Origin of the sequence: Burkholderia sp. PAMC 26561 (assembly GCF_001557535.2) — a bacterium.
Taxonomy (GTDB): Bacteria; Pseudomonadota; Gammaproteobacteria; order Burkholderiales; family Burkholderiaceae; genus Caballeronia.
In genome coordinates this window covers 819,074-832,868 of sequence record NZ_CP014306.1, presented here as the reverse complement: position 1 = coordinate 832,868, position 13,795 = coordinate 819,074, and the positions used below count along the sequence as shown (strand labels likewise).

Genomic DNA, 13,795 nt, shown 5'->3' with positions numbered 1-13,795 from the left:
TGTCTGCTCGATCAATCCAAAAAACGAAGAGTCGAACGCTTACCAATTCCTGACGTTGCGTTGTTCGGGAGCGTCTTTGCGCTTTTCGGTAAACTTGCGCATTTGCATCATTAAAACCAGCGGTTAGCGCACACTTCGCGTTAAATCCCTACGCAAAAATCCCTACGGTAACCAGACGATGGCCAAGAAGTCCCGGGCGTTTAATGCGCCCATTGCATCATCGGATTCATCCGATCTAAAGCCGGAAACCACCTCGACGAATGAAAAACATGAAATTCGTCCGGGGCAATCCATCGAGCTTTTGAAGGAACTGCATATCCTTACTCGCGACGGCAAGATGAATCAAGACAGCCGCCGCAAGCTGAAACAGGTCTATCACCTGTTTCAGTTCATCGAGCCGTTGCTTGCGGAAATTCATGCGAAGCAGAGCTCGGTGACGCTGGTCGATCATGGTGCTGGCAAGTCCTACCTTGGCTTCATTCTCTACGATCTCTACTTCAAAGCTCTGCGCGATCGGTCACATATCTATGGAATTGAGACGCGCCCGGAACTGGTTGAAAAGTCGGAGGAATTGGCCGCGCGGCTGGGCTTCGACGGGATGTCGTTTCTGAATCTGTCGGTGGCCGAATCGACTACGTCGGACAAGTTGCCCGAGACCGTGGACGCGGTCACGGCCTTGCACGCGTGCAATACCGCAACCGATGACGCCATTCATTTCGCCCTGCAGAAAAAGGCGAAAACGATCGTGGTCGTGCCGTGTTGCCAGGCGGAAGTGGCCGCTGTCCTGCGCAAGAACAAGGGCCATTCGTTATCGAAGAATGTGCTGACTGAAATGTGGCGGCATCCGCTGCATACACGCGAATTTGGCAGCCAGATCACGAACGTGCTGCGATGTCTGCAACTTGAGTCGCATGGCTACCAGGTCAGCGTGACGGAACTCGTCGGCTGGGAACATTCGATGAAAAACGAATTGATCATCGCGCAGTTCAAGGACTTGCCGCGCGGCAAGCCTGCGCAACGCCTGTCCGATGTACTCGAAACACTCGGCCTTGACGAGATGCGCGAGCGCTTCTTTACGACTTGACCTGGATGTCGCGCTTCATGTGTTCCTGCCATCCGTCAAGGCCCAGACGGCGCAAGGTCGCCATGTTGCGTTCGTAGATATTGGCGGCATCCGGGAAGGCATCGACGGCGCGCTCGATGCTCGCTTCCCGCAGCAGATGGAAGATTGGATAGGGCGCGCGGTTCGTGAAATTTTCGATGTCGTCAGGTTCGGCGTCATCGAATCGATAGTCCGGATGGAAGCTCGCGATCTGCAGTTCACCTTCGAGCCTGAGCTGTTTCAAAAGCGTGTCGGCGAAATGCAGCGCGTCGTTGTACTCAGCGAAATCTTCCAGCGCGTGCGGAACGATCAGCAAGGTGGTGTCGATTTTTTCGGGGTCGGAATCCGCAAGGTGCTTGAGTTCTTTTTCCAGGTCGGCCAGCACGTCCTCGAACGAACGCGCCTCACTGACCACGTAGCGAATCTGCTCCTTCACGTATACGGCTTTGGCGAACGGACACAGGTTCAGCCCGATTACCGCACGCGTCAGCCAGTGGCGCGTTGCATCGATGATCTCTTCGTTCATTGTTCCACCTGGCCTTCGGCGCAAGCGGCGCGTACGAGCGTCTGCGCTGTGCGAGGCGCGCTGCGCATTGGACCGCACCCCGGCCCGAAAGTCTGGCTTGACGCGTAGATGCCCTCGATCAGCAACGCGAGCGAATCGGCGAGCGATTGTGGATCGGCGGCGCCGGATGCTTCTGACAGCGCCAGTAATCGTCCAATCAGATAAGCCTTGTTGCGCGCAACCGATACCCGCGCCGGATGTTCGCGATCCGCGAATTCGCACGCCACGTTCACGAACGGGCAGCCACGGTAATCCGGCCGCGACGCGCGTTCCACCAGATCCGTGATGCCTTGCACGAGACCCTTGGCGGCATCGCCGGGATGCTTTGCGAAGCTCGCCTCGACGCGCTCGCGGAACCGCTCGTCCATGCGCGTGAGATACGCCACGACCAGATCGTCCTTCGACGAAAACTGCCGGTAGACGCTCATCTTGTTCACGCCGGCGCGTTCCACGACGGCATCGACGCTGATTGCGCGAATGCCGTCGCGATAAAAGAGCCGTTCTGCCGCGTCGAGCAGTTGCTCTTGCGCAGTTGCGCCGTCCATGTGCCGGCGGACGGGTTTTTTATCGGCGATAGTGTTTCGGGTCGATGCTCGTACCACGGTCATAACCTCTGAATCCGGAGGGATTCTTGACATGTTACCGATCAGTCACTAAGCTCGCAACCTCAATGTGACTGATCGGTAACCTCTATGCCGCCGGCCACGTAAAAAATACGATGAAAAACCGGAGCGAAGCATGAATTGGGCAGCACGGCGGCTTTCGGGCCGCATGCATTACGCGTGGATATCGGTGGGCGTGGTGTTCCTGGTGTTGCTGGCCGCCGCCGGCACACGCGCGACGCCGAGCGTCATGATGCTGCCGCTCGAGCAGCAATTCGGCTGGAGCCGCGCGACCATTTCGCTCGCGATATCCATCAACCTTGCCTTGTACGGGCTGACCGGACCATTCGCTGCTGCCGCCATGCAGCGCTTCGGCGTGCGGCCGACCGTGCTGGTCGCGCTTGCTACGTTGGCGACGGGCGTGGCGTTGTCGTCGCTGATGACAGCGCCCTGGCAGATGGTGCTCGTCTGGGGCGTCCTGGTGGGGGGCGCAACCGGAGTTGCCGCGATGACGCTGGCAGCGACGGTGGTCAATCGCTGGTTCACGACCCACCGCGGCCTCGCGATGGGCATTCTCACCGCCAGTTCGGCGACCGGCCAACTGGTGTTCCTGCCAGTGCTCGCGGCCATTGCCGAGCATTTTGGCTGGCGGCCGGTCGTGCTGGTGGTTGCCGCCGCTGCGGCGCTCACGTTGCCGCTGGTCGCGTGGCTGCTGCCGGAACGTCCGTCGGACCTCGTGTTGCGCCCGTTCGGCGAACCGGCCGACGCGCCGCCGCCCATTCCCGTCGCGCAGAAAAATCCGATTGCGCTCGCGTTCGGCACGCTCGGCATGGCGAGCAAGACGCGCGATTTCTGGCTCCTGGCCGGCAGTTTTTTCATTTGCGGGGCGAGTACGAACGGGTATATCGGTACGCATCTGATTGCGATGTGCGCCGATCACGGCATGAGCGAAGTGCAGGGCGCGGGCCTTCTTGCGGCCATGGGCATCTTCGATCTTTTCGGCACGACGCTTTCCGGCTGGCTTTCGGACCGCTTCAACGCTCGCGTCCTGCTCTTCTGGTACTACGGCTTGCGCGGGTTGTCGCTGATGTTCTTGCCGCAGGCGTTCGGCATCGATTTCTACGGCTTGCCGATCTTCGCCGTGTTCTACGGACTCGATTGGGTCGCGACCGTCCCGCCCACAGTCAAGCTGGCCACCGATGTCTACGGCAAGGAATCAGCGCCGATCGTATTCGGCTGGGTCGTCGCGGCGCATCAGCTTGGCGCGGCATTTGCGGCGCTGGGCGGCGGCATGCTGCGCGCGAGCCTCGGCACCTACACGGTCGCGACCATGATTTCGGGCAGCCTGTGCATTGTCGCGGCCGTGATGGTGTTGCGCATCAACAAGGCGTCGCGGCGGATTCAGGCGGTGGCAACGTAAGTTTGAGGTGGACTCGGATTCCGGGCGGCAGCACGGCGTCGCGGGCTTGGTTATCCTATGGCGGTTGCGGCGCGCGTTTCCAGCGTGCCGCTCGTGTTGTTGTGATAACCCACTCGAACGAGGATCTCGCATGACTGAAAAAATCGCTCCTACCGAAGTCGCTATCGACCCGTTGCTCGCCGGCCGATGGAGCCCGCGGGCGATATCGAACAAGGCGGTAAGCCGCGAGCAGTTGCACAGTCTTCTGGAAGCCGCGCGCTGGGCGCCGTCTTCGTACAACATGCAGCCGTGGCGCTTCGTCGTCTTTGACCGGAGCCACGATCAAGCCGCGTTCGACAAGGCCTTCGCCACGCTCGTCCCGTTCAATCAGGGCTGGAACGCCAACGTGCCGGTACTGGTTTGCGTGCTGGCGAAGACGCTGACATCGAAGGGAGAAGTGAACCGCACGGCGCCTTATGACACGGGCGCGGCCGCGTTCTCGCTGGCGCTGCAGGCGCATTCACTCGGGCTTGTCGCGCACCAGATGAGCGGTTTCGACACCAATGCGTTCCGCGAAACCTTCTCGCCGCCGGACGACGTCGAAGTCATCGCGATGATTGCCGTGGGTCATCCGGGCGACCCGGCCACGCTCGACGACGCCCTGCGTGAACGTGAACTCGCGCCGCGTGCGCGCGTGGCGCTCAGTGAAATCGCATTCGATGGTGCCTGGGGCAAGGCGTTCAAATAAGCATCGGTTCTACGTCCCTCGTTGCGAGGGACGCATCAATCCTCCGCCGACGATAACGGCCGGGCCACTTCCTCCAGCGACTTGCGCTCGGCCGACACCCCCCAGACCCCTGCAACGACCGCTGCCAGCATCATCAACGCAGAACCGATCAGATAGCCCGTGAAGACGGCGCCGCGCTGATGGGTATCGATGAGCCGCCCGAACAGCGCCGGCCCGGCAATCCCCCCCAGCGCCGTCCCAAACGCATAAAAAATGGCGATAGCCAACGCCCGAATCTCCAGCGGAAAAGTTTCGCTGACGGTGAGATATGCCGAGCTTGCCGCCGACGACGCGAAGAAGAAAATCACCATCCACGAGATCGTCTGCGTGGTGCTGGTCAGCATGCCCTGCTCGAACATGTACCCGCTGATGGTCAGCAGGATGCCTGACATGCCGTAGGTGAAGGCGATCATCTTGCGCCGGCCGAGGACGTCGAAGAGGCGGCCGAGAACGAGCGGCCCGAGAAAATTGCCCGCGGCGAACGGCAGCACGTACCAGCCGATGCGGTCGCCCGGCACGTGGTAGAACTCCGTCAGCACGAGCGCGTAGGTGAAAAATATCGCGTTGTAGAAGAAAGCTTGCGCCGTCATCAACGTCAATCCGACCAGCGACCTGCGCCGGTGAGAATGAAACAGCGACTGGAACACCTCGCTCAACTTCGTGTGATCGCGTACGTGCAGGCGCAGCGGCTTGATGGGATCGGTCGAAAGCGTCACGCCGTGCTCGCGGAACTTCGCCTCGATGCCTTCCACGATCTCCTTCGCCTCGTCCACGCGGTTGTGCGTGATCAGCCAGCGCGGACTTTCGGGCACCCACATGCGCATGAAGAGAATGGCCAGCCCGAGAATCGCACCGATAAGAAAACACGCCCGCCAGCCGTAATCGGGCGGCAGCAGGCCCGGATCGAGCAGCACGATGGAGCCGGCCGCGCCCAGCGCCGCGCCGACCCAGAACGTCCCGTTGATTGCCAGGTCCGTCCAGCCGCGCACGCGAGCGGGCGTGAATTCCTGGATCGTGGAGTTGATCGCCGTGTATTCGCCGCCGATACCCGCGCCGGTAAGAAACCGAAACAGCACGAAACTCGCGAGATCCCACGAAAACGCGGTTGCAGCGGTCGCGGCCACGTACAGAAACAACGTGATGAAAAAGAGTTTCCGGCGCCCCAGCCGGTCGGTGAGCCAGCCGAAACCCAGTGCGCCGACCACCGCGCCGGCAATGTAGGCGCTGCCGCCAATGCCGACGTCGGCATTGGAAAATTTCAGCACATGGCTCGCCTTGAGCGCACTCGCCACCGCACCGGCCAGCGTGACTTCGAGCCCGTCGAGCAGCCACGTGATGCCGAGCGCCGCCACGATCAACGTGTGAAACCGCCCCCAAGGCAACCTGTCGAGCCGCCCGGGCAGATCCGTTTCGATGATCGTTGCGGACGCCTTGTCATCCTGGTCGACGTCGGAGACTGCGGTGGTGTCGTTCATGCATTTGGCCGGGTGCGTGGAAAAATCCGGCCCGATGCATGCCGGTAGCGTACTAATTACCGGGTTTTCGAGCAAAAACCGTACCGTCGCAGATGTTTTTGATCGCCGGTTGAAGTGCAGCGCGTTACGTGCTAAAAACGCGCTCCACTTTTTGTTTGCGATGCTCGGCGGGGTTCACGCTGCCGTCGCTCACCCCATGACTTATTGCGCGATCGATTTCGGCACGTCGAACTCAGCGGTCGCTTTGCCTGACGGGGCATCGATCCGGCTTGCTCCGGTCGAAGGCAACGCCACCACGCTGCCTACCGCTGTGTTTTTCAACACTGACGAGGACGAGCAGACCTACGGGCGCGCGGCGCTCGAGGCTTATATCGACGGTTTTGACGGCCGTTTGATGCGCTCCATGAAAAGTATTCTCGGCTCGCCGCTCGCCGAGACCAGCACGGATCTCGGCGACGGTTCCGCGATTCGCTACGTCGATGTCATCACGCTGTTCCTCCAGCACCTGAAGCAGAAGGCGCAAGCCGTGTCGAGCACGCCGATCACCCGCGCCGTGCTCGGCCGCCCGGTATTTTTCGTCGATGACGACCCGCGCGCCGATCAACTCGCCCAGAACCAGTTGCAGGCTGCGGCACAGGCCATTGGCCTCACGGACATCCACTTCCAGTACGAACCGATCGCGGCGGCTTTCGACTACGAGGCGAGTCTCACGAAAGAAGCGCTGGTCCTGGTCGCGGACATTGGCGGCGGGACGTCGGACTTCTCGCTAGTGCGAGTCGGGCCGGAGCGCGCTGAAAAGTTGTCGCGTAAAGACGACGTGCTCGCGCATTACGGCGTGCACGTGGCTGGTACGGACTTCGACCGGCGCGTCGAACTTGCAACGATCCTGCGCGAACTCGGCTACCAGTCGATTGCGCCGGAAGGCCGCGAAGTGCCGAATCGCGTTTATTTCGATCTCGCAACGTGGCATTTGATCAACACGGTCTACGGGCCGAAACGCGTGGGCGAACTGCAATTGATGCGGCATCTCTACAGCGATCAGCGGCATCACGACCGGCTGATGCGCGTTGTCGACCGGCGCCTGGGCCATGCGCTGGCATCGCACGCGGAAGCCGCGAAGATCGATGTCGCCGCGGGCGGCGAGACCACCATCGGCATGGAGGAGGTCGAAGAGGCGCTGCGCATCGGCTTTACGGCGCAACAACTCGTCGATGCAGGGCTGGAAGAAACGCGCCGGATTGCGCAAGCCGCCGAGGAGACGGTGCGTCGCGCGGGCGTTGCTCCAGCCGATGTAAGCGCGGTCTACTTCACGGGCGGTTCCACCGGCCTCAGCTTTCTTTCGCAGTCGATATCGAGCGCATTTCCCGCAGCCGAGGCCGTTTTCGGCGATCGTCTCGCGAGCGTTGCAACCGGACTCGGAATCTATGCGCGGCGGCTATTCGGTTAATCGGTATTAATTGCTAAATTGTTGTCTGGATAAATTAATGCCGCTTCTCGATGACTCCGCATAAACCCGTGAAGTAAAAAGGAAAAACCCCGCGAATGCGGGGTTTTCTTTTGCTGAATCAAACCGACTAAAACTTAAGCCGGTTTGATGTTTGCAGCTTGTTTGCCCTTCGGGCCAGTCTTCACTTCAAAGGTAACCTTCTGGTTTTCCTGAAGCGTCTTGAAGCCTTCCGTGCGAATTTCGGAGAAATGAGCGAACAGATCTTCGCCGCCGCCGTCCGGCGTGATGAAGCCAAAGCCCTTTGCGTCATTGAACCACTTGACGGTACCGGTTTCCATGTTACGTGTTCCTAAAGATGTTGAATAAGGCCGAGGCCCGAATGTGCATGAAAATCAAGGAAGGGGCAATGGGACCAACCGGAGTACCGTACTGGGCGAACTACGAAAGACCAATTCACTCGCCGCTTGAAATCCTGCAAGAGGGTTTATACGGCGAATCAAACACGAGGTCAAATAATAACCGACCGGAATTTGGGGTTTTTTGAGACACGGTTCGCTTCTTGTGAGGCGTGATCGTCGGACATCGAAAGTTAATCTTACAAGTCTTTCGTTTCTCGATGTTTGCCGATGCAGACACAAATCATGTGTCATTAGGAAACCTCATACAACACATTGCTTCGACAGCCGTTAAACTACGCGCCACGCTGGTGCGAGGAAGGGGATTGAACCGAAAAGTACGTACAAGTTCATCAACCCGCACTTGTCGATTGGAAGTTTGCTGACTCAAGGAGATGGAGTGAAAAGTTCTATTCAACGGAACATCGGACCAGTTGCGTTGCTGCTGACGGGTCTGGGTTCCATCATCGGCTCTGGCTGGTTGTTTGGCGCCTGGAAGGCGGCCAAGATTGCGGGGCCCGCTGCCATCGTGGCATGGGTGATCGGCGCGCTCGTGATTCTCGCCATCGCGCTCACTTATGCGGAACTCGGCGCAATGTTCCCTGAGTCCGGCGGCATGGTGCGATATGCCCGCTATTCACATGGCGCGCTGGTTGGATTCGTCAGCGCATGGGCGAACTGGATCGCGATTGTTTCGGTGATTCCTATTGAAGCGGAGGCATCGATCCAATACATGAGCACATGGCCTTATGCGTGGGCGCATGCGCTATATGTCGATGAATCTCTAACGCCGATAGGGTTGGGGTTATCGGCAATGTTGGTCATCGTTTATTTCCTTTTGAATTATTGGGGCGTGAAATTATTTGCTCGCGCCAATTCGATGATTACCGTCTTCAAGTTCATTATCCCCGGCGCGACAATTTTGGGATTGATGCTTACCGGTTTTCATTCGGAAAACTTTGGTACGGCGTCGAGTTTCGCACCTTATGGATGGTCGGCGGTATTAACCGCAGTGGCGACCAGCGGTATCGTCTTCAGTTTCAACGGTTTCCAGAGTCCAGTTAATCTGGCCGGTGAAGCCCGTAATCCGTCCAAGAGCATTCCGTTTGCGGTGATTGGTTCGATCCTGCTTGCATTGGTTATTTATGTGCTGCTGCAGGTCGCCTATATCGGCGCGGTAAGTCCAGGCGATGTGCTGAAAGGGTGGAGCCATTTCAACTTCGCTTCGCCTTTTGCAGAACTGGCATTGGCGCTGAACCTCAACTGGCTTGCGTTCCTGCTTTATGTCGATGCATTCGTGAGTCCCAGCGGCACCGGCACCACGTATATGGCGACCACGTCGCGCATGATCTACGCAATGGAACGCAACAACACGTTGCCGAAGTTCCTGGGCAGCGTACATCCGCTTTACGGCGTGCCGCGTCCGGCGATGTTCTTCAACTTGATCATCGCGTTCATCTTCATGTTCTTCTTCCGCGGGTGGAGCTCGCTGGCGGCGGTGATTTCGGTTGCCACCGTGATCTCCTATCTGACTGGACCGGTCAGCCTGATGGCGTTGCGCCGGGCGGCGACGGATTTACATCGGCCATTGACGATTCCGGGCATGAGCATCATTGCGCCGTTCGCGTTCGTGTGCGCGTCTGAAGTGTTGTATTGGGCGAAATGGCCGCTGACCGGTGAAATCATCGTGTTGATGGTGGTTGCGCTGCCAGTTTATTTCTACTATCAAGCTAAAACTGGTTTCGATACTTGGGGAAATGACCTGAAAGCCTCGTGGTGGCTGGTGGCATATTTGCCGTCTATGGCGGTTTTATCGCTGATCGGCAGCAAGGAATTCGGCGGCCGTGGATTATTGCCGTATGGCTGGGATATGGCCCTTGTGGCAGTCCTCGCGCTCACGTTTTATTATTGGGGCGTGCATACCGGGTACAGGACGCAATATCTCGAAGAGCGTGAAAGCCACGATGAAATCCTGGAAGGTATCGGTCATTGAATTGACGGCTTGAATACCTGACCATAAGAACCCGCCTGGACTTGCAGGCGGGTTTTTTTTCATTCGCGGCAAATCCACGTGTTTTGCGTCAATCAAGCGTCGCCGAAAACGTAATTCGTCATGGCCAGCGTTTTTTGGAATGTGCCGAGCGACTGAATATCGAGTACGAAATCGTCACCCGCAGCGCCCAATGCGCCGAAAATCGGCAGCAGATGTTCATCGGTCGGATGCATCAGGACGGCATGAGGCGCCTGTTTCCGATAGTCCAGCAGCGCCGCAATATCCCGCTCCGCCATTTTGTCTTCGAACCAGTTCGTAAATTCCGTCACACGCGGATCCCCGTCTTCCGGCCGCGCGCCGAAATCGGCCGTACGCAGGTTGTGCGTGATCTGGCCCGAGCCCACGATCATCACGCCATCGTCGCGCAATGCCCGCAGCGCACGGCCTATGCGGTAGTGGTGCGCCGGATCGAGATGCGGTTGTATCGATAGTTGCGCGACCGGAATGGCCGCATCCGGGTACATCAGCAACAGCGGAACCCACGCGCCGTGATCCAGGCCGTGTTCGGTGACCGCCGATGCAATGCCCGCTTGCGTCAATAGCGTCGCGGCTTGTTTTCCAAGTTTAGGCGCGCCGGGCGCGCGGTAGCGGATCTCGTACAGCGCGCGTGGAAAGCCATAAAAGTCATGGATGGTTTCCGGTTGTTCCGCGATGCTCGCGACCGGCTGCGCCGTGCCCCAATGAGCGGAGAGCATGAGGATTGAACGCGGGCGCTCGAAACGCGTAGCGAACGAAGCGAACTCCGCCGATGGCATCGACGGGTCGATAGGCAGTGTCGGTGCGCCGTGGGAGATGAAGACGGTAGGAAGCCGGGACATGGCAGCGAGCCTCTATAAGAGTGGTTGCCATGAATATACGGCTACTCAGCGCGTTGATAAACGGTCGCTGAGGAGATGAATTGTGTCGCGCCTGTTGTTAATGCTCGGCGTTCTTCAGGCCGGGCCAAGCGGTCGCGATGGGACGCCCCACAGCAAACATGTCGATGACGCGATCCACCGTCTGATCGACCATTTCATCGATAGAACCCGGCCGGTGATAAAACGCCGGCAGCGGCGGAAAAATCACGCCGCCCATTTCGGTGACGGACGTCATATTGCGCAGATGCGCGAGGTTGAACGGCGTCTCGCGCACCATCAAAACAAGGCGCCGGCGTTCTTTGAGCACGACATCAGCCGCGCGGGTGATGAGATTGTCCGATAACCCCAGCGCGATGCTCGCCAGCGTTTTCATGGAGCAGGGCGCGACGATCATGCCGTCCGTCGCAAACGATCCTGATGCAATGCTTGCGCCGACATCGCGCACGTTGTGCACGACGTCCGCGAGCGCGTGGACGGTGGATTTATCGAGTGTCAGTTCGTGCTGGATATTCAGCCAACCCGCATTCGATATCAACAGGTGCGTTTCCACGCCGCCGAGGCGGCGCAGCGTTTCAAGCAGTCGCACGCCGTAGATCGAACCCGTGGCCCCGGTGATCGCGACGATCAGCCGTCGCGGTACGGGGTCGGAGGGTGAAGTACGGTCGGCGACCAAGCTCGGGACAGACTCAGGCAGCGGCAAACAATTGCTGCAATTCGCCCGATTCGTACATTTCCATCATGATGTCCGACCCGCCGATGAACTCACCCTTCACATAAAGCTGGGGAATGGTCGGCCAGTTCGAGAATTCCTTGATGCCCTGGCGCACGCCTTCGTCTTCCAGGACGTTGACCGTCCTCAACTCGGTCACGCCGCAAGCCTTGAGGACCTGGATGGCGCGGCCGGAGAAACCGCACATCGGGAATTGCGCCGTGCCTTTCATGAACAGCACGACCGGTGCTGCATCGACGATTTGCTTGATGCGTTCTTGCGTATCCATGGTCTTTCCTGCGATGCGTTGTAATGCGGGTTGATTTGGGGGTCGAGCGGCGCGAGATTTATGCGCCAACGTGTCTGAAATGATAGCGGATTTCAATCGGCGCAGCTTGAGCGCGCCCGAGCTCATGCCGCGAACACGCCGCCGCTGGCGCGTTCGATTCCGGCGAGATCGTATTCGGAACGGACATCCGAGAAGCCGCGCGCCGTCAGCAGCGCCCGGACGTCCTCCGCCTGGTCGTAGCCGTGTTCCAGCCACAGAGAACCATTCGCGGCGAGAAAAAACGGCGCCGTCTGGATGATCGTGCGAATTGCGCTGAGTCCGTCGGCTTCGTCGGTGAGGGCGGCGCGCGGTTCGAAACGCAGGTCGCCTTCGGCCAGATGCGGATCGTTTTGCGCGATGTACGGCGGATTGCTCACGATCACTTCGAACCGCTGCGCCGGGTCCAACGCCTCCGTCCAGTTGCTTTGGACGACGGTCAGCGACCGGTCGATGCCGAGCAACTTCGATGCATTCGCGGCCGCAACCGCGAGCGCTTCCGCGGATCGATCGACAGCCCAGACTTTTGCGTCGTGGCGGGACGAGGCGATCGCGACAGCAATCGCGCCGCTGCCCGTACCGAGATCGAGCACGCGTGGCTCGTGCATTCCCTCGATCTTCGCCAAAGCGATCTCGACCAGCAATTCGGTTTCGGGGCGGGGAATCAGCACATCGGGCGTCACATCGAATGACAACCCGAAAAACTCGCGCGTTCCAACAAGCTGCGCGATCGGTTCGCCATCCGTCCGTCGTCGAGCAAGCGCTTCAAAGCGGTCGACGCTTTCCTCGGGCAGTTCCTCGTCATCGCGCGTGATCAGTTCCGTGCGCCGCCAGCCGAGCACATGCTCGAGCAGGATCCGCGCTTCAAGCGCAGGCAACGGTGATGCCCGCAAGAGCCCGGCAACGGTTGTCATTCGGCATCGCCCAGCGCGGCCAGCAACTCGGCCTGATGTTCACTGACGAGCGCGGCCACGAGTTCACCGATATCGCCGTCCATGATTGCGTCGAGCTTGTAGAGCGTCAGGTTGATCCGATGATCCGTCATCCGCCCTTGCGGGAAGTTATACGTGCGAATGCGCTCCGACCGGTCTCCCGATCCGATCAAACTCTTGCGCGTCGCGGCTTCCTTCGCGTGCTGCTCGTGATACTGCTTGTCCATGATCCGCGCGGCGAGCACTTTCAGCGCACGGTCCTTGTTCTTGTGCTGCGAGCGGTCGTCCTGGCATTCCACGACGATGCCCGTCGGCAAGTGCGTCACGCGCACGGCCGAATCGGTCTTGTTGATATGCTGGCCGCCCGCGCCCGAAGCGCGGAAGGTATCGATGCGCAAGTCGGCCGGATTGATCACGACCTCGCCGATTTCATCGGCTTCCGGCATCACTGCGACCGTGCACGCCGACGTGTGAATGCGCCCTTGCGTTTCGGTCGCCGGAACCCGCTGCACGCGATGCCCGCCCGACTCGAACTTCAGCTTCGAATACACATTGAGCCCCGCGATCCGCACGATCACTTCCTTGTAACCGCCCAGATCCGACGCGCTTTCCGACATCATCTCGACCGTCCAGCGATTGCGCTCTGCGTATCGGAGATACATGCGCAGCAGGTCGCCGGCGAACAACGCGGATTCATCGCCGCCCGTGCCCGCGCGGATTTCGATGAAGATATTGCGGTCGTCGTTGGGATCTTTCGGCAGCAGCATGGCTTGCAGATCGCGTTCGATCGCCGCCATCCGCTCGCGCGCCTCGCCGATCTCCTCTTCTGCGAAGTCGCGCATGGACGGATCGGTGAGCAGTTCCTGGGCGGTGCGTTCGTCGTTCGCTGCCTGGCGCCACAGCGCGTATTGCTCGACCACGGGCCCGATCTCCGCATTTTCCTTCGTGATCTTCCGATACTGATCCATATCGGCGGTGACATCTTCGCGGCTCATCAGGTCATTGAGTTCGGCCAGCCGGGTAGTGAGCTGGTCGAGCTTGCTTTGCATGCTCGTTTTCATGGGGTGCTGGAGCGAGGCTCCGGAGAAGACTGCGATCAGGAAAGCGGCCTAAAAATACGGCGCTATTGAAGACGAGACGGCGGCTG

General features: G+C 59.6%; 14 protein-coding genes. 5 read left to right on the top strand and 9 right to left on the bottom strand.

Annotated features, from left to right (window positions below):
- The first annotated feature begins 178 nt into the window (after positions 1-178).
- The gene (locus AXG89_RS03870) at positions 179-1,084 is read left to right on the top strand and encodes a class I SAM-dependent methyltransferase (RefSeq protein ID WP_082771331.1); all 906 of its coding nucleotides are present in this window, start codon (positions 179-181) and stop codon (positions 1,082-1,084) included.
- Here the strand turns inward: AXG89_RS03870 and AXG89_RS03865 are convergent.
- On the bottom strand, positions 1,074-1,628 hold the full coding sequence (locus tag AXG89_RS03865) for a DUF1415 domain-containing protein (RefSeq protein ID WP_062168083.1): 555 nt from the start codon (positions 1,626-1,628) through the stop codon (positions 1,074-1,076). The genes AXG89_RS03870 and AXG89_RS03865 overlap by 11 nt on opposite strands.
- Positions 1,625-2,212, bottom strand: coding sequence for a TetR/AcrR family transcriptional regulator (locus AXG89_RS03860; protein WP_236873404.1), 588 nt, complete (start codon positions 2,210-2,212; stop codon positions 1,625-1,627). Before AXG89_RS03860 ends, AXG89_RS03865 begins: the two co-directional genes overlap by 4 nt.
- A 193-nt stretch (positions 2,213-2,405) precedes the next feature.
- Here AXG89_RS03860 and AXG89_RS03855 point away from each other — a divergent pair, with 193 nt between their 5' ends.
- Positions 2,406-3,689 (top strand): MFS transporter, encoded by a 1,284-nt coding sequence (locus AXG89_RS03855; RefSeq protein ID WP_062168079.1) that lies wholly within the window; start codon positions 2,406-2,408, stop codon positions 3,687-3,689.
- Between the two features lie 130 nt (positions 3,690-3,819).
- Complete coding sequence (locus AXG89_RS03850) at positions 3,820-4,416, top strand: nitroreductase family protein (RefSeq protein ID WP_062168077.1); 597 nt, start codon at positions 3,820-3,822, stop codon at positions 4,414-4,416.
- Positions 4,417-4,451: 35 nt separating this feature from the next.
- Here AXG89_RS03850 and AXG89_RS03845 read toward each other — a convergent pair whose 3' ends face one another.
- Positions 4,452-5,930 carry an MFS transporter gene (locus AXG89_RS03845; protein WP_062168075.1) on the bottom strand — a complete coding sequence of 493 codons (1,479 nt, stop codon included), beginning with the start codon at positions 5,928-5,930 and terminating at the stop codon, positions 4,452-4,454.
- 196 nt (positions 5,931-6,126) lie between these two features.
- Here AXG89_RS03845 and AXG89_RS03840 point away from each other — a divergent pair, with 196 nt between their 5' ends.
- Positions 6,127-7,377: an Hsp70 family protein gene (locus tag AXG89_RS03840; protein ID WP_062170262.1), complete on the top strand. Its 1,251-nt coding sequence runs from the start codon at positions 6,127-6,129 to the stop codon at positions 7,375-7,377.
- Positions 7,378-7,511: 134 nt separating this feature from the next.
- On the opposite strand, the gene AXG89_RS03835 is transcribed toward AXG89_RS03840, so the two are convergent.
- Positions 7,512-7,715, bottom strand: coding sequence for a cold-shock protein (locus AXG89_RS03835; RefSeq protein ID WP_060858913.1), 204 nt, complete (start codon positions 7,713-7,715; stop codon positions 7,512-7,514).
- A 457-nt stretch (positions 7,716-8,172) separates the two neighbouring features.
- Here AXG89_RS03835 and AXG89_RS03830 point away from each other — a divergent pair, with 457 nt between their 5' ends.
- On the top strand, positions 8,173-9,765 hold the full coding sequence (locus AXG89_RS03830) for an APC family permease (protein WP_062168073.1): 1,593 nt from the start codon (positions 8,173-8,175) through the stop codon (positions 9,763-9,765).
- Between the two features lie 92 nt (positions 9,766-9,857).
- Here the strand turns inward: AXG89_RS03830 and AXG89_RS03825 are convergent, their stop codons facing one another.
- From AXG89_RS03825 to prfA, 5 genes are all read right to left on the bottom strand, one after another.
- Positions 9,858-10,643, bottom strand: coding sequence for a DODA-type extradiol aromatic ring-opening family dioxygenase (locus AXG89_RS03825; protein ID WP_062168071.1), 786 nt, complete (start codon positions 10,641-10,643; stop codon positions 9,858-9,860).
- Positions 10,644-10,740: 97 nt separating this feature from the next.
- Complete coding sequence (locus AXG89_RS03820; protein ID WP_062000398.1) at positions 10,741-11,355, bottom strand: UbiX family flavin prenyltransferase; 615 nt, start codon at positions 11,353-11,355, stop codon at positions 10,741-10,743.
- Positions 11,356-11,368: 13 nt separating this feature from the next.
- Positions 11,369-11,680: a Grx4 family monothiol glutaredoxin gene (gene grxD / locus AXG89_RS03815; RefSeq protein ID WP_062168069.1), complete on the bottom strand. Its 312-nt coding sequence runs from the start codon at positions 11,678-11,680 to the stop codon at positions 11,369-11,371.
- Between the two features lie 122 nt (positions 11,681-11,802).
- On the bottom strand, positions 11,803-12,630 hold the full coding sequence (prmC, locus tag AXG89_RS03810; RefSeq protein WP_062168067.1) for a peptide chain release factor N(5)-glutamine methyltransferase: 828 nt from the start codon (positions 12,628-12,630) through the stop codon (positions 11,803-11,805).
- Positions 12,627-13,709 carry a peptide chain release factor 1 gene (gene prfA, locus AXG89_RS03805; protein WP_062000395.1) on the bottom strand — a complete coding sequence of 361 codons (1,083 nt, stop codon included), beginning with the start codon at positions 13,707-13,709 and terminating at the stop codon, positions 12,627-12,629. Before prfA ends, prmC begins: the two co-directional genes overlap by 4 nt.
- Positions 13,710-13,795: the final 86 nt, after the last annotated feature.